The 17,207-nt window shown below is 59.6% G+C and carries 24 protein-coding genes and 1 tRNA gene; 9 read left to right on the forward strand and 16 right to left on the reverse strand.

All coding sequences use genetic code 11. The features are described 5' to 3' along the window. The first annotated feature begins 26 nt into the window (after window positions 1-26). Window positions 27-1,610: a dolichyl-phosphate-mannose--protein mannosyltransferase gene (locus HMPREF3101_RS09230; protein WP_246816719.1), complete on the forward strand. Its 1,584-nt coding sequence runs from the start codon at window positions 27-29 to the stop codon at window positions 1,608-1,610. 10 nt (window positions 1,611-1,620) lie between these two features. On the opposite strand, the gene HMPREF3101_RS09235 is transcribed toward HMPREF3101_RS09230, so the two are convergent. Together HMPREF3101_RS09235 and HMPREF3101_RS09240 are read right to left on the reverse strand one after the other, a co-directional pair. Beyond that, the gene (locus tag HMPREF3101_RS09235; RefSeq protein ID WP_070464710.1) at window positions 1,621-2,256 is read right to left on the reverse strand and encodes a zf-HC2 domain-containing protein; all 636 of its coding nucleotides are present in this window, start codon (window positions 2,254-2,256) and stop codon (window positions 1,621-1,623) included. Then, complete coding sequence (locus HMPREF3101_RS09240; protein WP_070464713.1) at window positions 2,249-2,659, reverse strand: DoxX family protein; 411 nt, start codon at window positions 2,657-2,659, stop codon at window positions 2,249-2,251. The genes HMPREF3101_RS09235 and HMPREF3101_RS09240 overlap by 8 nt, the downstream gene beginning before the upstream one ends. Window positions 2,660-2,711: 52 nt before the next feature. Here HMPREF3101_RS09240 and HMPREF3101_RS09245 point away from each other — a divergent pair, with 52 nt between their 5' ends. After that, complete coding sequence (locus HMPREF3101_RS09245; RefSeq protein ID WP_070464714.1) at window positions 2,712-3,308, forward strand: DNA-3-methyladenine glycosylase I; 597 nt, start codon at window positions 2,712-2,714, stop codon at window positions 3,306-3,308. A gap of 18 nt (window positions 3,309-3,326) precedes the next feature. On the opposite strand, the gene HMPREF3101_RS09250 is transcribed toward HMPREF3101_RS09245, so the two are convergent. The 5 genes from HMPREF3101_RS09250 to HMPREF3101_RS09270 form a co-directional block, all read right to left on the reverse strand. After that, window positions 3,327-3,399, reverse strand: a tRNA-Ala gene (locus tag HMPREF3101_RS09250). A 96-nt stretch (window positions 3,400-3,495) separates the two neighbouring features. Beyond that, window positions 3,496-4,524, reverse strand: a complete 1,029-nt coding sequence (gene glpR, locus HMPREF3101_RS12170; protein WP_070464720.1) for a divisome protein SepX/GlpR — start codon at window positions 4,522-4,524, stop codon at window positions 3,496-3,498. Window positions 4,525-4,641: 117 nt separating this feature from the next. Further along, complete coding sequence (locus HMPREF3101_RS09260) at window positions 4,642-5,295, reverse strand: GNAT family N-acetyltransferase (protein ID WP_070464726.1); 654 nt, start codon at window positions 5,293-5,295, stop codon at window positions 4,642-4,644. Then, a complete protein-coding gene (gene glp, locus HMPREF3101_RS09265) occupies window positions 5,295-6,587 on the reverse strand; it encodes a molybdotransferase-like divisome protein Glp (protein ID WP_070464729.1) in 1,293 nt (430 codons plus the stop codon). Before glp ends, HMPREF3101_RS09260 begins: the two co-directional genes overlap by 1 nt. Before the next feature lie 12 nt (window positions 6,588-6,599). Continuing rightward, on the reverse strand, window positions 6,600-7,580 hold the full coding sequence (locus HMPREF3101_RS09270) for a UTP--glucose-1-phosphate uridylyltransferase (RefSeq protein ID WP_070464732.1): 981 nt from the start codon (window positions 7,578-7,580) through the stop codon (window positions 6,600-6,602). A gap of 66 nt (window positions 7,581-7,646) precedes the next feature. Here HMPREF3101_RS09270 and HMPREF3101_RS09275 point away from each other — a divergent pair, with 66 nt between their 5' ends. Both HMPREF3101_RS09275 and HMPREF3101_RS09280 read left to right on the forward strand, forming a co-directional pair. Continuing rightward, window positions 7,647-8,195 carry a 5-formyltetrahydrofolate cyclo-ligase gene (locus tag HMPREF3101_RS09275; protein WP_070464734.1) on the forward strand — a complete coding sequence of 183 codons (549 nt, stop codon included), beginning with the start codon at window positions 7,647-7,649 and terminating at the stop codon, window positions 8,193-8,195. Between the two features lie 43 nt (window positions 8,196-8,238). Continuing rightward, entirely contained in the window at window positions 8,239-8,832 is a 594-nt protein-coding gene (locus tag HMPREF3101_RS09280; protein ID WP_070464803.1) for an SAF domain-containing protein, read from the forward strand. Window positions 8,833-8,849: 17 nt separating this feature from the next. Here HMPREF3101_RS09280 and HMPREF3101_RS09285 read toward each other — a convergent pair whose 3' ends face one another. The 7 genes from HMPREF3101_RS09285 to HMPREF3101_RS09315 all read right to left on the reverse strand — a co-directional run bounded on the left by HMPREF3101_RS09285 (window position 8,850) and on the right by HMPREF3101_RS09315 (window position 13,704). Further along, window positions 8,850-9,047 (reverse strand): hypothetical protein, encoded by a 198-nt coding sequence (locus tag HMPREF3101_RS09285; protein ID WP_070464737.1) that lies wholly within the window; start codon window positions 9,045-9,047, stop codon window positions 8,850-8,852. Beyond that, entirely contained in the window at window positions 9,040-9,606 is a 567-nt protein-coding gene (locus HMPREF3101_RS09290) for a MogA/MoaB family molybdenum cofactor biosynthesis protein (RefSeq protein WP_070464740.1), read from the reverse strand. Before HMPREF3101_RS09290 ends, HMPREF3101_RS09285 begins: the two co-directional genes overlap by 8 nt. 53 nt (window positions 9,607-9,659) lie before the next feature. Then, window positions 9,660-10,847 (reverse strand): S1C family serine protease, encoded by a 1,188-nt coding sequence (locus tag HMPREF3101_RS09295; protein ID WP_070464806.1) that lies wholly within the window; start codon window positions 10,845-10,847, stop codon window positions 9,660-9,662. Between the two features lie 105 nt (window positions 10,848-10,952). Beyond that, complete coding sequence (locus HMPREF3101_RS09300; RefSeq protein WP_070464743.1) at window positions 10,953-12,416, reverse strand: HAMP domain-containing sensor histidine kinase; 1,464 nt, start codon at window positions 12,414-12,416, stop codon at window positions 10,953-10,955. Next, a complete protein-coding gene (locus HMPREF3101_RS09305) occupies window positions 12,413-13,111 on the reverse strand; it encodes a response regulator transcription factor (RefSeq protein ID WP_070464746.1) in 699 nt (232 codons plus the stop codon). The genes HMPREF3101_RS09300 and HMPREF3101_RS09305 overlap by 4 nt, the downstream gene beginning before the upstream one ends. 128 nt (window positions 13,112-13,239) lie before the next feature. Continuing rightward, entirely contained in the window at window positions 13,240-13,413 is a 174-nt protein-coding gene (gene rpmF, locus HMPREF3101_RS09310) for a 50S ribosomal protein L32 (protein WP_070464749.1), read from the reverse strand. 18 nt (window positions 13,414-13,431) lie between these two features. Then, window positions 13,432-13,704: a type B 50S ribosomal protein L31 gene (locus HMPREF3101_RS09315; RefSeq protein ID WP_052205037.1), complete on the reverse strand. Its 273-nt coding sequence runs from the start codon at window positions 13,702-13,704 to the stop codon at window positions 13,432-13,434. A 253-nt stretch (window positions 13,705-13,957) separates the two neighbouring features. Here HMPREF3101_RS09315 and mscL point away from each other — a divergent pair, with 253 nt between their 5' ends. The 5 genes from mscL (at window position 13,958) to rpsR (ending at window position 15,528) form a co-directional block, all read left to right on the forward strand. Continuing rightward, complete coding sequence (gene mscL, locus HMPREF3101_RS09320; protein WP_070464751.1) at window positions 13,958-14,374, forward strand: large-conductance mechanosensitive channel protein MscL; 417 nt, start codon at window positions 13,958-13,960, stop codon at window positions 14,372-14,374. A gap of 181 nt (window positions 14,375-14,555) precedes the next feature. Next, window positions 14,556-14,792 (forward strand): 50S ribosomal protein L28, encoded by a 237-nt coding sequence (gene rpmB / locus HMPREF3101_RS09325; RefSeq protein ID WP_070464754.1) that lies wholly within the window; start codon window positions 14,556-14,558, stop codon window positions 14,790-14,792. Then, window positions 14,792-14,956, forward strand: coding sequence for a 50S ribosomal protein L33 (gene rpmG, locus HMPREF3101_RS09330; RefSeq protein ID WP_052205040.1), 165 nt, complete (start codon window positions 14,792-14,794; stop codon window positions 14,954-14,956). Before rpmB ends, rpmG begins: the two co-directional genes overlap by 1 nt. A 3-nt stretch (window positions 14,957-14,959) precedes the next feature. Then, window positions 14,960-15,265, forward strand: a complete 306-nt coding sequence (gene rpsN / locus HMPREF3101_RS09335) for a 30S ribosomal protein S14 (RefSeq protein WP_052205041.1) — start codon at window positions 14,960-14,962, stop codon at window positions 15,263-15,265. 14 nt (window positions 15,266-15,279) lie between these two features. Further along, on the forward strand, window positions 15,280-15,528 hold the full coding sequence (rpsR, locus tag HMPREF3101_RS09340; RefSeq protein ID WP_052205042.1) for a 30S ribosomal protein S18: 249 nt from the start codon (window positions 15,280-15,282) through the stop codon (window positions 15,526-15,528). A gap of 158 nt (window positions 15,529-15,686) precedes the next feature. Here rpsR and HMPREF3101_RS09345 read toward each other — a convergent pair whose 3' ends face one another. Both HMPREF3101_RS09345 and HMPREF3101_RS09350 read right to left on the reverse strand, forming a co-directional pair. Next, window positions 15,687-16,340 carry a hypothetical protein gene (locus tag HMPREF3101_RS09345; RefSeq protein ID WP_070464757.1) on the reverse strand — a complete coding sequence of 218 codons (654 nt, stop codon included), beginning with the start codon at window positions 16,338-16,340 and terminating at the stop codon, window positions 15,687-15,689. Between the two features lie 20 nt (window positions 16,341-16,360). Beyond that, a complete protein-coding gene (locus HMPREF3101_RS09350) occupies window positions 16,361-17,206 on the reverse strand; it encodes a class A beta-lactamase-related serine hydrolase (RefSeq protein ID WP_246816720.1) in 846 nt (281 codons plus the stop codon). Between the last annotated feature and the right edge of the window lies 1 nt (window position 17,207).

Below are 17,207 nucleotides of genomic sequence, written 5' to 3' on the forward strand. Positions count from 1 at the left end.
TGTGCTCAGCAGCTAATATCCTTCCCGTGACTATCACTTCGCCCGTACGCCCGTATCGCCGCAACCGTCCTGCACCCGGCGCGCCGGTGACCGTTCCGTGGACGCGCCGCGACACGATCGCCGCCAGCGTGATCGGCATGCTTGCGCTGTTTACGCGCTTTTTGGGCCTGACCGTGCCTACGGGCTCGGGCACGCCGGTGTTTGATGAGAAACACTATGTACCGCAGGGCTGGGACATGGTACGAAGCTCCTTCAACCCGGTACTCGGCGGCATTGAGTCCAACCCCGGCTACGGCCTGGTCGTGCACCCGCCGCTGGGCAAGCAGCTGCTGGCCATAGGCGAGTCCCTGTTTGGCTACACGCCGCTGGGTTGGCGTTTACTCACCGCACTGTTTGGTGCGGGCGTGGTTGTGCTGACCTTTTTGCTTGCGCGCCGCGTGAGCCAGTCCACCGCCATTGGCACGCTCGCTGGAGCTATTGCGCTTTTCGACGGTGTATTGCTCGTCTCCGCTAAATTCGGCATGTTGGACATTTTCCAAGTCCTGTTCATCGTGGCCGCCTCCTGGACCCTAGCGGGAGATATGCGCCAAATTCATCAGCGTTGGCATAACGCGTGGCTATCTGGTGAGGTTGCCGCTGCTGGTCCGCTTGGCCCACGGGTTGGGTACCGCTGGTGGCGTTTTGCAACCGGCGTGCTGCTGGGTCTGGCATTGTCCGTAAAATGGTCCGGCCTGTATTACATTGCGTTTTTCGGCCTTTTGGGTTCCTTTTGGGATCTGTGGCTGCGCAAGCGTTACGGGGTGGAAAAGCCGCTGGCAGGCGCACTGCTCAAGGACGTGCTCCCGGCGCTGGCGTCCATCGTGTTGCTGCCCGCACTGCTCTACATCTGGTCCTGGCGCGCATGGTTCGCCTCTGAAACCTCCGTCTACCGCCACTCTGTGGCAGACGGCACCATTGCAAACAGTGAGTGGGCGTGGCTTGAAAGCCTGCCTGATTCTGTGGCGGGCTGGCTCTACTACCACTTCTCCGTGCTGAACTTCCACGGCTCACTCACCTCTTCCTCGGGGCATTCGCACCCTTGGGATTCCAAGCCGTGGGCGTGGCTGGTTGGCGCGCGCCCAATTCTCTATTACTCCACCACCGATATTGAGTGCGGTGATGGCGGCACCTGCCGCGAGATGATCTACCTGTTTGGCACCCCAGTGATCTGGTGGCTGACGGTGCCGGTGCTGCTGTGGGCACTGTGGGTGTGGGTCACACGCCGGGACCTGCGCGTGATGGTTCCGGTGATTGCCTGGATGGCTGGCTTTGTGCCGTGGCTGGCCGCGTTTGACCGCCAGATGTACTTCTTCTACGCCACCGCCCTTGTGCCATTTACCGCTGTGCTTATCGCCTTGGTGTTGGGAAATATTTCCCAGCGCGGGGAGATAGTGAACAAGCCGTGGGTGCTCAAGCTTGCAGGCCAGCCAATGCGTACCGGCCAGCTGGCCGTGGTGGGTTACATGGCGCTTGTTGCGGCAGCGTTTGTGTACTGGTCCCCGCTGTTTTACGGCTTCATGGTGCCGGAAGGCTACTACCAGTCCATCATGTGGCTGCCTAGCTGGAAGTAGGTTTTGGCGGCTAGTACGGGTTGGCGCTGAGATAGGACCAAGCGCGGCGCACTTCGATACCGCGGTCGGCCACCCACGTCCACACCAGTGCAAGCGCGCTGACAAGCGGAATAACAATGCCGTCGAAACCGAATTCCCCGGTGCCCATAATGGCGTCGCGCACAGCAAAGCCCACCGTGAAGGTGAACATAGTGCCCACCACCAACAGCACTCCAGGTACCTGGGAGGGACGCCAAGCGCACAGGCCCAACGCCGTTGCCACGCCAAGGCGCACGGCGGCAAAGGATGTCACCATCGGGTCCGTCGTCGCAGCCACTACAGCCTGCACCGCCCAGGCAAGCCACACTATGGCCATCGCCACAAGCGCAACACGTCCGATAGCCAGCGTGACCATTCGGCGCTGTTCCAACTTGCGCCACGGATCATTGACCCCGGCCAAAATAACGTCATTCAGGTTCGGCGGAGCCGATGTGCGCCCAACGTCCCTCAGCTGCATCTGGCTGCGAAGCCGGAGCGCTTCGTCCCAAAACTGCTGACATTGCAGGCACTGCGCAAGGTGAGCGTCGATCACTTCGTTTTCCAGCGCAGCATCTTCCCCGTCCAGACGCGCTGACAGTGCAGACTGGATCTCTTGGTGGCTAATCATCTCGGGTAAGCACCCCATCCAAGCTCGCGCGTCCGGTTCCAAATACCACGATCATAAACAGTGCCGCGGCAAGCACCATCGGGTATTCCACTCCCCCATCTTGTGCGAAGAAGCCTTGCGGCAGGTGCACGAAGTAGGCGGCGATCACAACCATAATGGCCATGCCGCCAGCAACGATGGTGGTCAAAAGCCCGATGATGAGGAACGCACCGCCGATGAGCTCTACCGTGCCCGCAATGTAGGCGGAGAGTTTCGGCTGCGGCACACCAGTGCGTGCGAGTTCTTTCGCTGCTACATCCATGCCGGTACCAAACCAGCGCTGGTAGCCTCGGGCGATAAACACAACGCCAAGCACGATGCGCAGGAGAAGGAGTGCGAAATCGCGCACGGCTGGCCGGTTCATGGCAATAAGACTACTCATGGAACCGGTCGACCACGAACGCAGTCTAATAGTTATGACTCAACAAACATTGCACCCAGTTATTGGTACCGACGGTTTGACCCGCCCACCTTGGGCGTCGAGTGACCCGCTGCTGCGCGAATACTACGACACCGAATGGGGCATGCCTGTGCGTGATGAGCAAGGTATGTTTGAACGCCTCTGCTTGGAAGCTTTCCAGGTTGGCCTGTCCTGGCGGCTGATCCTGTCGAAGCGTGAGGCGCTTCGCGAGGCATTTCATGGCTTCGTCCCAGAGGCCGTTGCCACGCTCGACATAGAGCCTTTGCTTGGCGACGCCGCGTTGATCCGCAACCGCCGCAAACTCCAATCCTGCGTTAGCAATGCCCACGCCACACTGGCACTTCGGGAGGAAGGCACAGACTTAGCGGAGTTCATCTGGTCCTACCAGCCCGCCACTACCCCGGAACCGAAGTCCATGGATGAGGTGCCTACAACCTCGCCAGAGTCAGTACAACTAGCGAAAGATTTGAAGGCTCGAGGCTTCAGTTTCGTGGGGCCGGTGACTATGTACGCTCTGATGGAGTCCGTAGGCATCGTGGACACCAACCTGGTGGGCACATGGCGCCGCGGAGCGTCCGGCGTATGGGTGTAGCCTCACCTTTAGATTTTGTGGAGCATAGGGGAATCGAACCCCTGACCTTTGCATTGCGAACGCAACGCTCTACCAACTGAGCTAATGCCCCTTGACTGCTTACAGACGTTACTCCCCGCCACCTCGGATGCTAAATCGCGTGGTGACGGGGAGTTTTGTCGGAATTCTTTAGCTTGCGCGCCGGTTGTTAGCTTGCGCGCCCGTAGTCGTCGTACTCAAAGTCGTAGTCCGGTGCTGTGCGGCGGTAGCGCGGCAGATGCTCGAAGTCTGGGCTTTCATCATCAATGTTGAGGATGACGGCACCGGCGCGCATGCGCTCCCCCTCACGCGAACCAGGGCGCTGTGCCACGTCCACGCCGAGGCGGGCGCGGCGCAGCTGGCGCATACGGCGAGCTCGCAACGCACGCTCCTGTTTCACCACGCGGCGAAGCGCTACCATGAACCAAAGGGTCAGGCCGATGGTGATTGTCGGCAGTACCCACGCCCAGCCACCTGCCACAACGGCTGCAGTCAGGGAAATCACCGAGGCAACAATCAGGCCGAGGAACGTGCGCTGGCGGCGCTGGTAACGGTCCGCGCGGGTGCGTGCGTCCCGACGCGGGTCATAACCACCACGACCACGACGCGCCTCAACAAACGCAAGGTCATCCTCAGTTGCTTCTTCTGTTGCTTCTTCTTCGGTCGGATCTTCTGCTTCTGCTGCTTCCGCCTCAGCCTCTGATTCAGGCTCTGCTTCGTAGCCGAAGTCCTCCGGCGCCAGGTACGTGTCAGCGTCCACTGCCTGTTCGTCAGCCTCTGCGTCTTCGGCTATTTCTGCGTCTTCAGCGTCTTCAGGGTCTTCAGCGTCTTCTGCGTGATCGGTGACTACCGGTTCTGCCTCGGCAGCTTCAACAACCTCCGCAGTCTCAACAGTCTCCACTGTGTCTTCTACAGTCTCCACTGCGTCTTCGGGTTCTACAGTGTCGTCGGAATCGACAGCCTCGACGACCTCATAGTCTTCTACCTCGTCGTCGGCGTAGCGGTGCACGTCAGCAGCGGTGAGTTTCGGACGGCGGCGCACACTCAGTGCAGCCGTGCCACCCTCATGGAGCACGCGCGTCTCGTCAAAGCCCTCGCCCGAGCGGCGAATCGGCTTGTTGTTGCCAAACAGCATCGGCGCGAGCACAATCACCCACACAACAATGATCAACAAAATGATCAGGCTCAGGCTGCCCATCAGGACGTGTCACCTTTCGTCACAGTTTGAAATCTGCCCTAACGCTATCGGCGTGTAAGGCCAGCCTCCGTCCGGCACGCCGGTTGTCATTGCGACGATTTTTTATTCCACCCCGAACTACGGCCAGAAGACCTTGCCTCGTTCCACAAGACGAGCAGTTGCCGTGGTGGGATAGTCATCTACGTTCAGTGCGACGAAATGGTGGTCGCGCCACTTACCGTCTATATGCAGATTGCGGTACAGATAGCCTTCCTCGCGGAATCCGCACGCATGCAACACACGTCCGGACACCGGGTTCGACGGCAAATACGTCGCCGTCACACGGTTCAGCCCAATACGACCAAACGCATGGTCAACCCCAAGAGCACAGGCCGCCGTAGCAACACCTTTCCCCATAAATAGCGAATGCACCCAGTAGCCAATCCAGCATTCAGATACGGCGCCATGTTGGATGTTGCCAAGGGTGACTTGGCCAGCAAACTGACCGTCAACGTCAATCACCAACGGCACAGCCGAGCCCTCAGCGGCGAGGCGTTTCAGGTTGAGCCAGGAGTTTCGCCACGCAACATAAGAGTGGGCCTCTTCCCATGTGCCGTGCGTGGTCGGTTCAACAGGCTGCAACCACGCCTGATCAAGGAGTCGGGTTTGCATCCAGTCGTCGCCGTCGTGGCGAGAAAGGGGCCTGAGGTGGATCGGCGTGGCGTCGGCAAGCAAAAGCCCCGGGGTACGCTCAGGCCAACCCGGGGTGGGGGCGCGGAGAAAATCAAACATTAGGAGCGCTGCTGTAAAAACTCCACATCAACGATCTCGCCCGGACGCACGCGAGTGATGCCTTCAGGGATGAGGATCATCGCATTGGCCTCCGCAAACCCGGCAAGCAGGTGGGCCGCACCCCCGCCAGCGCCGGCGAGAGGCTCAACTAGGTAATCCCCGGTTTCGGGGTCACGCATCAGGCGCGCACGGATGTAGCCACGGCGACCACCAAAGGACTCAATCGGGCGCAATGTACGCGCACGCACCGCGCGACGCTGCGTTGCTTTCTTACCCAAGGAACGACGAATCGCCGGACGCAGCATGACCTCTGCAACAATCAGCGCCGAGACCGGGTTGGAAGGCAGCAGGAACGCCGGGACACGCTCCTGCCCCAGCAGCCCAAAGCCTTGGACCGAGCCTGGGTGCATGGCAACTCGGGTGGTATCAATCTCACCAAGGTCGCGCAGGATGTTAAGCACCGCATCCGCACCCGAACCGCCGATTGCACCCGTGATCACCACGAGCTCACTGCGCGCCACATGTCCCGCGATCACCTCGCGCAGGCGGCGCGGCTCCGCGTTGATAATGCCAACACGAGTCACATCGGCGCCGGCCTCCTCGGCAGCGGCGGCAACAACGTAGGAAGCAACGTCATAGACTTGGCCCAAGCCCGGCTCACGGTCCACATCCACAAGCTCCAGTCCGTAACTCATCACAGTCACGCGCGGGCGTGGGTAGACCAGCACCTTCTGGCGGCCCGCCGCGACCAACAGGCCCAGCTGTGCAGGGCCCAAGACGGCACCCTGGCGCACTGCAATGTCGCCAGGCTGGATGTCCGAACCCGTACGGCGCACGAAATCACCGCTGGCCACAGGCCTGTTCGCAGTCACACGCTTCGTGCCACGATCAGACCAAGCAAGCGGCAACACCGCATCTGCAAGTGTGGGAAGCGGCGCACCCGTTGCCACACGCACCGCCTGCTTCGGCTGGAGACGCAGCGGCTTCTGCGAACCCGCATGAACCTCACCCACCACGGGCATTGCACGCACCGGTTCATGCGGGACTGCGTCTGCGTCTTCGTCATCTTTTGCAGCAACGCGTGACGCCGAGATCGCACCTGCACCGCCAACGTCAACGCTTCGCACCGCGTACCCATCCACCGCTGCCTGGTTAAAGCCCGGCAGCGGGTGTGTTGCGGTGATTTCCTCCGCGCACATCATACCCAGCGCTTCGCTTAATCCCAGGCGAATCGGCTCTGGAGCCACCGCCGCATCAAGCACTATCTCCAGCTGTTCTTCAACGCTGCGCATGGATTGCATGGATTAAACCTCAGAGACCCCAGAGAACTCAGAGTGTTCTGCTTCTTGCTCTGCCTCGTATTCAGCGATGATCTGCTTAATCGCCGTATACAACGCCGGCCCATACTTCGGATCCCTCAGCCCAAAATCAACATTCGCCGGAATATACCCACCCGGATTACCCAAATCATGGCGCTTGCCCTCATGCACCACAACATGCACCGGATGGCCCTCAGTAATCATCAACTCAATCGCATCCGTTAACTGCAACTCCCCACCCTTGCCGGGTTTGATCCGACGTAACGCATCAAACACAGCACGATCCAACAAATACCGCCCCGTAGCAACAAGCGTCGAAGGTGCTTCCTCCTTCGAGGGCTTTTCCACCATGCCACGCACCTTCTTCACCACCACCCCATCAACATCCCCATCAGCGTCTTCCACATCAAACACGCCGTAATTAAACACCTCATCTTCGGTGACATTAAACGCACACAACACACTTCCCCCGAAACGCTCACGCACCGCAACCATCTTGTCCATCACGCCAGACGGCAACACCAAATCATCCGGCAGCATCACTGCAACCACGTCTTCTTCAGCATCCAACGCAGCCTCAGCACACCCCACCGCATGCCCCAACCCAAGCGGCTCATCCTGGGTCACCGCAACCGCATCAATCAACCCAAACGCCCGGCTGACCTTTTCCGCCTGATCCAGCTTGCCGCGGCTAACAAGACGCTCACGCAACGTAGCGAACTCCCCAAAGTGCGCCATAATCTCCTGCTTTTGCGGAGCAACCACAATAGCCAAACGCTTCGCCCCACACGCAGCAGCTTCCGCAGCGATCAACTCAATGCCCGGAGTGTCCACCACCGGCAACAGCTCCTTCGGCACCGTCTTCGTCGCCGGCAAAAAACGAGTCCCCATACCCGCCGCCGGAACAACAACGGTGCGCACGCCGTAAGGTGCGCCTTCGGAACCCTGCTCATTAGACTTCTGCATAAACCACAACCTTACAGCGAATAAAGGACAGTCCCCGTGAGCGACCCGAGCAGCACGAAACAACAGATGAGACAGGTACATGTGGGAGCGCGGAAGCGTCGTCACGCACATGCTCCTGCAAAGGCCGAGCTGGACCAGGCGATCCTTGCGCACACACGTGCATGCATGAGCCACTTCGGGACGCTCGGCCGCCCGATTGCCGCGTACAACCCGCTGCCCTCCGAGCCGGGCCCGCGCGATTTTGCAGCCCAGCTTGCCGCCGACGCAGCAGCGGTGTGGCTGCCCATTTCACTTCCTGATGGGGTGCTGGCCTGGGCGCAGTACGACGGCTCGATCGGCTCCGGCGCGTTAGGCATCACGGAACCAACTGGCGCACGTTTCAACTCGAATGTGTTGCGCTCCTGCGAGCTCATTGTGGCACCGGCGTTGGCGGTGGATCAGCAGTACATGCGCCTGGGCAAAGGTGCGGGCTACTACGACCGGGCGTTAACTGGCCTTGACGTCCCGGTGGCAGCAGTGGTGTTTGATGATGAGTTTGTGCAGCACGTACCACATGAAAGCCACGATGTTGCCGTGGATGCCGTGATTACCCCCAGCGGTTTTTTCGTGCGCTAGGGAACCGGGGGCACCGTTTCCGCGTCCAATATGTATGGACGCTATGACACGATTTCGCGCGATTGCGCATCCGGGCTATCGCCGCGCCATGATGCTGCGCAGGTTGCTGGCAGTAGGGCTTTTGGTGGTTGCGGGGGCTAGTTTGCTTATCGACGCCCACGCCAACGACCCCCTCACCACCACCTTCCGCCAGCCCGTGGCCGCCGGGGCGGTACTCACAGAAGAGGACGTGGTGGTGAAACGGCTACCGCCAGAGGTGGTGCCAGAAGGCGCAATCACCGATCCTGCTGTAGCCATAGGCCAGATCGTGGCTGCCGGCGCCGCCGCGGGAGAAGTGGTCACAACCATGCGTTTGGTCGGCCCTGACTTAGTAACGCAGCTTGTGGAGGGCGAACCACCCGGAGAACCCTTCACCATGGTTCCTTTAGCGCTGGCAGAGACCGACATTATGCCGATGCTTACACACGGCGCGCACGTGGACGTGGTAGCCGAAGGCCCCGCAATCATCGCTAGCGGCGGAAGGATTGTCACCGTAGGCGACAACGGAACGGTGCTCGTGCTGCTACGCCAGTCCCAAGCGGCCGCTGTGGCTGCGGCCTCTCTGGCGCAACCTTTGACAGTGGTGCTGAAACGCTAGGGGTTTAACACGCGTGGCTACTCGCCGTGGTGCGGCGGCCGCTCATTTTCATAAAACTCACGGCCGGTGAGCTGCTCAACACCGTCGCCCTCCAAGTCGACCACGCGCTCCTCATCTGAGGTGCCTGCGGTAGTCGGAGAATCCGCCGTGCGGTCGTAGTCCACGTCAGCAACACGCTTTACACGACGGCGCTGGCGTGGGTTGTGGCTACGCATCGACACTGTGCTCATCAAGCTCTGCAATCAAGTGGCTAACCAAGGGACCAATGGTGGCCAGCCCGTCTCGGATTGCCTGACGGCTTGGCGCCAAGTTCACAACCACGGTAGATCCAGACACGCCGCAGATACCGCGCGAGGTGCAGGCATCAACCGCGCCACAGGCCTGCCCTGAGGATCGCAAGGCCTGCGCCACACCCGGCACCATCTTGTCAATCACGGAGCGGGTGGCCTCCGGCGTCTTGTCACGCGCGCCAACACCAGTACCCCCGATTGTCAGCACCAGATCCACACCACCGACAACACCGGTTTCAATGGCCTTGCGGATTTCAGACTTCTTGGACTTGGCGTGCACCACAGCATCCACTTGGAAGCCGATCTCAGTCAGCAGTTCTGTCACCAGCGCATGCGTATCATCGTTCGGGCCCTCAAAGCGGCGGTCCCCCACCAGCACCACAAGAGCGCACGGGGTTGTCGGTGCCGTAGTTACTAACTCTGCGACACGGAGGAAATCCTCGTCTGGCTCCATAAAATCGAGCGCTTCTGGGGCAGCTGACATGGGTTTTCCTCCAATGTGCGGCTTTGTTGAACAGGTTACATACCCGTCAAACATTACTCGGAACTCAGCGTTGCTTCTACCGTTCTCATGTCATCATTTTCCCCACGCACTTCAAGCGTGACAGTTTCACCAAAATCGTGGGAACGAGTTGCGGCGATCAACGCATCCGCCGAATCAATCAGGCGATCATTCAGCCTGGTAATCACTTCACCTTCTTGCAGCCCGGCCTGCTCAGCAGGGCTGCCTGGCTCAACCCTGGCAATGCGCGCGCCATGGGTTCCGCTTTCGTACACACTGACCTGCACTCCAAGCATCGGCTGTGTCGCCTCCCCCGTATCAATCAACTGGCGCGCCACACGCTGCGCAAAGTTGGACGGGATGGCAAATCCAAGCCCAATCGAGCCACCCTTTTCCGAACCTGTACCACCGGAAGAAAGCGAAGCGATAACGGAATTCATCCCCACCAAACGACCTTGCATATCCACAAGCGGACCACCCGAGTTGCCGGGATTGATTGCGGCGTCAGTCTGGATGCCGTCCATAAGAGAACTCTGTCCCCCGCCCTGCCCAGCCCGAACCGGACGATTCAGAGCAGAGACAATGCCTGTGGTCACCGTTGCAGACAAGCCCAACGGGGAGCCAACCGCTACCACCTGCTGCCCTACCCGGAGGCTATCTGAGTTACCAAACTCCAAAGTGGGCAGATCGGTCACGCCTTCAATCTTGATCACGCCGACATCAGTGTTGACATCGGATGCAACGAACGTGGCATTGTGACGCGATCCGTCATTCAGCGTCACCGTCAGACGACCACCGGAGTTAGCAGCCGCCCCAATCACGTGGTGGTTGGTCAGTACGTACCCGTCGGAGCTGATGATAGAACCAGAGCCCTCGGCCATGCCGCGCATGCTCTCCACCTCGATGGACACCACCGCAGGCAGGACTGCTGCCGCGACCTTCTCCACCGAACCGTCGGGCGCTTCCTTAACCTCTTGCTGCGCCGGCTGCTCCAGCGCCTGGCGCAACTCAGACTGGTTTGAGGAGTTCGCACTCCCCGCTACGTATCCTGTCGTACCGCCTACCACCAAAGACGTCACAACCGCCGCCGCTACCGCGGGCCACACTCCAGCTCGGCGCTGACTATTTAGTTGCGGTTGCTGTGGCTGCTGCCAGTGCTGCTGCGGGGGGATGCCCTGCGGCTGCGGGGGAAAGCCGGGTGAGTATTGATTTGTCATTCCCATGATGATGCCCGCTCCCTCTGTGATGTCCCTCATCCACTAGAGAAATCCAGCATAAAGTTTTCTGAATGTTTACTGGATGTCACGCTGCGTCGTCAGGCTGTGGCGTCAGGCTGCGTCGTCAGGCTGTGGCACTGAGCCAGGGAACACAACCCGGAAGCGGGCACCTTCATCGTCCGAACTTTCCACAAACACGTCACACTTGTGACGCTGGAGCGCTTGCTTGGTAATAGCCAGCCCCAGGCCAGAGCCAGGCGTTGAGCGCGTCTCAGTTGCCCGGTAGAACCGCTCGAAGACTTTCTCGCGCTCAGATTCTGGGATGCCGGGACCGGAATCGTCCACAATCATGACCGCCTTCGTAGTAGCGGTACGCAGGGAGATACGCACAACACCGTTTTCTGGCGACCACTTCACCGCATTGTCAAAGATGTTGATGATCGCACGACTCATGGCAGCACGGTCACCGTTCATCAACCAGGGCTCCGCACGGAACTTGAACGTCACATCCGTTCTACGGCGGCGCGCACGCTCAAGCGCTTCATGCAACACCTCATCCAAGCGGAACTCTTCCGTCACGGCCCCAGGCGCATCCTCACGAGCAAGGTCCACCAAGTCCGCAATCAAAGAAGACATCTCTTCCATCTGCGCCAACACGTCACGTTCAAGATCAGCGCGATCCTCCGGAGAAATCTGATTCTCCTGCCCCATGGAGTACAGCATCATCAACAACTCAATGTTGGTGCGCATAGACGTCAGTGGTGTTTTCAGCTCATGGCCCGCATCGGCCACCAGCTGCGCTTGGCGGGTACGCGAATCCTGCAGCGTTTCCATCATTTTGTTGAAGGAGTCACTGACCTGTGCCATCTCATCATTGCCGCCCACCGGCAGAAGGCGCAGCTCTTCGGTGCGAGTAACTTCATCCACCGCCTTCTTCAGGCGCTGCAGGGGACGCAGACCAGCCGCAACCACAAGGCTTCCAACAGCCCACGTTAACAGCCCTCCCAACCCCGTAATCATCAGCAACGCGGCTCCGAAGCTACCCGCGATACGGCCATACGGGTCAACCACCTGAGCCAATGCAACCCCCGGCCCGTCTGGGCTCTGGCGAACAATCACGCGCTCATTATCCAAAAGCCGAGTCGACAGGTAGTCACCGCTTGAAAGCGTGACATACTCGCCACCAACAGGCACGGGATCGCCGAAAAACGCCTCAGATTCAGCAGGTGAAACCGCAGCACGAATAAAAGGATTATGCTGCTTGAAATCCCAGACCAAATCCCGCATCTCATTGGGATCATCGGTGGTTAAACGCTTCGTGTCCTCGAGCAGCAGGTACGCACGCGCGCTCAGTTCACTATCCAAAATATCCAACTGCGCTGAGCGAGCAGCCCAAAACGCCACACCGCCCGCAACGAGAACAGCAAGCACCACCAACGAACTGGTAAGAAGCGCCAGCTGTTGACGCAGCGCTAGACCACGTCCGTACAACGTGTGCGTGTGAATCTTTGCGTCAGCCTCACCATCAACCGCAAGATGCCTGGAGTAGTGCTCGGCTGACTGCCGAAGAATCACGCGGGATTCTCCCGCATCACATAGCCAACACCACGCACGGTGTGAATCAGGCGGGGCTCACCCTCAACCTCCGTCTTCTTACGCAGGTAGCCAATGTAGACCTCAAGTGCATTGCCAGAGGTTGGGAAGTCATAGCCCCACACCTCTTCCAAAATCTGCTGGCGGCTGAGCACACGGCGTGCGTTCTTCATCAGCAGCAACAACAACGCAAACTCGGTGCGGGTTAGTGTGATCGGACGCTCGCCGCGGAACACCTCGCGCGTTTCCGTATTCAACGTCAGGTCATCGAACTGCATCGTTGCTTGCTCAATGCTGTCCTCAGAAGACGGCTTCTCACGGGTACGGCGAAGCAGAGAGCGAAGTCGCGCCATCAGCTCCTCCAGCGCAAACGGCTTCGGTAGGTAATCATCTGCGCCCGCGTCGAGACCGCTGACGCGATCCGCAACGTCATCTCGCGCGGTAAGCATCAGCACCGGAGTGTAATCTCCTCGCTCACGCAGAATGCGGCACACGCCAAGACCGTCAAGCTTGGGCATCATCACATCCAGGATGACCACGTCTGGGCGATGCATTGCAATAGCCTCAAGGGCCTTTTCTCCATCTTCAGCCTGCTCTACGTCATAGCCGTTAAACCGCAGAGAACGCTTCAGAGATTCGCGAACGGCCTGCTCGTCGTCCACAACCAAAATTTTCATAAGCAGAATATTAGCCCAATATGGTCAACCTGTCGTTGATTAGTTAATTTAGGACACAGATGAGGGGGACAAAAAGCATAAGCCGGACCCCAACTTGCGGGGATCCGGCTTTGTAGCGCGAGCAGTCTTTAGAACTGCTCGACGTCGATCAGGCCTGCCTGAGCAGCCTTCACCAGACGGCGCGGGATACGCACCTCCTGGCCGTTAACCTTCACGGTCTGCAGTTCGGCGTTGTCAGCCTTCCACTGCGAGCGACGCATGCGGGTGTTCGCACGCGACATACGGAACTTCGGGGTTGCCATTGTTTCTCCTCCTTCGCCTTACTCTGCGGACTTCTTCTTACGGCGAGCCATGCCACCGAAGCGCTGGTTGAACTTCTCAACGCGGCCAGCGGTGTCCATGAGACGCTGAGCGCCGGTCCAGAACGGGTGCGACTCAGAGGTCACGTCAACAACCACGAGCGGGTACTCGTTGCCGTCTTCCCAAGCCTCAGTGCGGTCGGAGGTTACGGTGGAACGCGTCAGGAACTTGTGCCCCGTGCTTGCGTCCTGGAAGATCACCGGGTGGTAATCCGGGTGAATATCTTTCCTCATGTGGATTCGTCTCCCTCAGGATTGAACTTCAGGTCGGTTCGCCATTCTTAGGCGATCGTGCCTGAGTTGGGTGCGAAATTGGTCAACTTCGCCCGGCCACAGCCGAGCAACCCGCTGTATCTTACAGCCTGCACACCGCGTTTCCTAATTACGCGTTGCCACCACTTTCGACACTCTCAGGATGAGGTGGTATATATTCATTTTGCCTTGTGCCCGAATAAGGCACACCTACCCTATCTCGAAAGGAATACCCATGCTCAAGGGATTCAAAGAATTCATCATGCGCGGCAATGTCATTGAGCTTGCCGTTGGCGTGGTCATTGGCGCCGCGTTCACCGCAATTGTGACCGCCTTCTCGGACAACATCATCAACCCGCTGATCGCCTCTCTTGGCGGTGCGGACTTCTCCGGCCTCGGCTTCCACATCATTAGCGGCAACGACGCTACCTTCCTTGACTTCGGCGCCCTGATTACCGCAGCCATCAACTTCCTGCTCATCGCCGCAGTTGTCTACTTCATCATCGTTGCGCCGATGAATAAGCTGGACGAAGTCCAGAAGCGCCGCAAGGGCGTTGACCCGGAGGAGCCGACCCCGACCGAGACCGAGCTGCTTAGTGAGATCCGCGATCTCCTGGCCGCCCAGCAGGGCACCCCGGGCGCTAACCGCTAAAAGCGATTAGGCGATCGCGGCGTAAACCTGTATGGTTGTTTTTCGCTGTTGTCGAAGTACACGTTTACGCCTGCGTCAACCGATTGCACTTGCACCTGTCGCGGACCCTCACTCCGATCGATAAGGTGCTTTCCTCACTGGCAATCATTTGCGTGGGCGGCAGAAGTAAAGGAAGTTACCCATGTCGGCACATTGCCAGGTCACGGGACGTAAGCCGTCGTTCGGCAAGACCGTCTCGCACTCGCACCGCCGCCACTCGCGCCGTTGGAACCCCAACGTGCAGAAGCGGAAGTTCTACCTTCCGTCTGAGGGCCGCACCATTACCCTTACCGTTTCCACGAAGGGTCTGAAAGTTATTGACCGTGACGGGATCGAGTCCGTCGTCGCAGCTATCCGCGCACGAGGTGAGAAGATCTAATGGCACGCAATGACCTCCGCCCAATCATCAAGCTCAAGTCCACGGCGGGCACCGGGTTTACCTACGTAACCCGTAAGAACAAGCGCAACAACCCGGATCGCATCACGCTGAAGAAGTACGACCCGGTTGTGCGTAAGCACGTCGAATTCCGCGAGGAGCGATAATCCATGGCTAAAAAGTCCAAGATTGCGAAGAACGAAAAGCGCAAGGAGATCGTCGCCCGCTACGCAGAACGTCGTAACGAGCTGAAGGCGATCATCAAGAACCCGGAGACGTCCGATGAGGACCGTCTCGAGGCTCAGTTTGAGCTCAACCGTCAGCCGCGCGATGCCTCCCCGGCTCGCGTGCGTAACCGCGACTCGCACGATGGCCGCCCGCGCGGCTACCTCCGCAAGTTCGGTGTTTCCCGTGTCCGTATGCGCGAGATGGCTCACCGTGGTGAGCTGCCTGGCGTCCGTAAGTCTTCGTGGTAAGGAGGACTCAAGAAATGAAGCGCAACAATTCGCGTAAGCCGCGCATGGAGCAGTCCCGCCGCCCGAAGAAGAACCCGCTCAAGGCCAAGGGCATTGAGACCGTGGACTACAAGGACATCGAGACCCTGCGTCTGTTCATCTCGGATCGTCACAAGATCCGTTCCCGTCGCGTGACCGGTCTTACCCCGCAGCAGCAGCGTCAGGTTGCTACCGCAGTGAAGAACGCTCGCGAGATGGCTCTTCTGCCGTTCACCAGCCGCTAAGGATCGGTTGACAGCAGCCAAACACCCGCTCCCCCTCCTCGGAGGTTGAGAGCGGGTTTTTGTGTTTTGGCGCAGACTTCTAAACCCCGAATCCACCACCCCGAATACGTAGGGTTTCCGTGACCTACTCGGGGTGGTGTATTCGGGGTTTAGAGGTTTTAGTTCTCGGGAATGAACACGACCGCGTTGTTGCCACCAGAGCACGTAAATCCACCGGAGGTGGGCTGGCAGCTCATGTCGTAGTACCGCTCCGTGCGAGGGCTGAACGTATTCAGACGAGTCGGAGGTTTCTTATGCTCCGTGTAGTAGGCAGCAAAGTCCTCCCCCACCGCCTTTGCAAACTCCGGCGAAGTCAGACTCGTGCGCGGTTCGCCGGCACCGAACGTCCGGGGCTTCTCCGAAGTCGTCGTTGTCGCCCTTGCCGGACGCGACGACGGAACCGGCGCAGCACTCGACGCTGGGCGCTGAGATGTAGACGTCACCACCACAGTCTGCGTCTGCGGCTCACCCGTGCCCGCACTCGTACCACGTACAACAAAGTAAGCGCCAGCGCCGATGGCTGCTGCAGCTACTACGCCGATGAGCACGTAGATCGGCGCCTTGGACTTCTGGGGCTCAGGTTCCTGGCCCCACTGGGCGGAGTAGTTCCAGTCCTGCTGCTGCGGCGGCGTCTGGTGCGGCGCGTAGTGGTTCCACTGGGACTGATCTTGTGCGCCGTACTGGTACGGACCCGGCGACTGCGGAGGAAACTGCTGGGTGGAAGGGTTCGTGTCCTGCCAATCGTTGCCGCGGTTATCGTACGGATTCGTCATGTCAAGTTATCTTACTGTTGCTAGTTTGTGCAGGCAGCCTTAGGTATCTGCTGCAAAACTTGCCCAAGCTGTCCGGCGATCTGGTTGGCCATCTGTTGGCCGGTAGCGTAGTGGCCGTCCGCAGGCGCCACGGTGAGTGCCACACCACGGCCGTCTACAAGGCCAAGCTGGCGGATCACGTAGCTTCCCGCTGGGTCAGGCCCCCAGCCGCCTTTGAACTGTGCGCCTGGCATCGTGCCCAAGCCGTAGGACTGATCTGGGCTGATACGGCCCATCATGGCAAGCACATCGCTGGCACCGGCTACACAGGGAAGGCCCGCGGCAAACCGCGCTTGCTCGGCGGTGCTAAACGGTGTTTGCCCGAAAGCGGTAAACCCAGGCCGAGCTACCACCGTGTTCATCGCTATCGGTGTGCCGGCTTCTGCCAGTACAGCCTCTACTTGTGCGGGCGTGACTGCCGCCCAGAGCGATTCTGCGGCCACGTTGTCGGAGATCGTAATTGCTGCTTCCGCAATCGGGGCCAGGCCAGGGTCAAGGCGCAATGCGGCGACCGCTATGGGCACTTTGCTTGTAGACCACGCAACGTACGGGGCGGCCTCGACGCTACTCAACGTGTGCTCCCCGTTGGAAATCGCCACGCTGGCTGCTCCCCCGTAGGTGTTGGCCGCCTCATCAGCGATTCGCTGGAGCTCCTGCATGAGCAGGGGTTCAGCTGGTGGCGTCTCGCCGGGTGACTCAACCACAGATACAGGCGTGGAAGACGCAGGCGGCACCTCAGGCGGTGCAGTGGGCGGATCTGGCGTGCAACCCACCAGGAACGCACAGAGCGTGAGGGCGGCAGGGGTGGTTGAACGTGGCGTCGGCAAG

The sequence above is a fragment of the Corynebacterium sp. HMSC29G08 genome, assembly GCF_001806875.1.
Taxonomy (GTDB): Bacteria; Actinomycetota; Actinomycetes; order Mycobacteriales; family Mycobacteriaceae; genus Corynebacterium.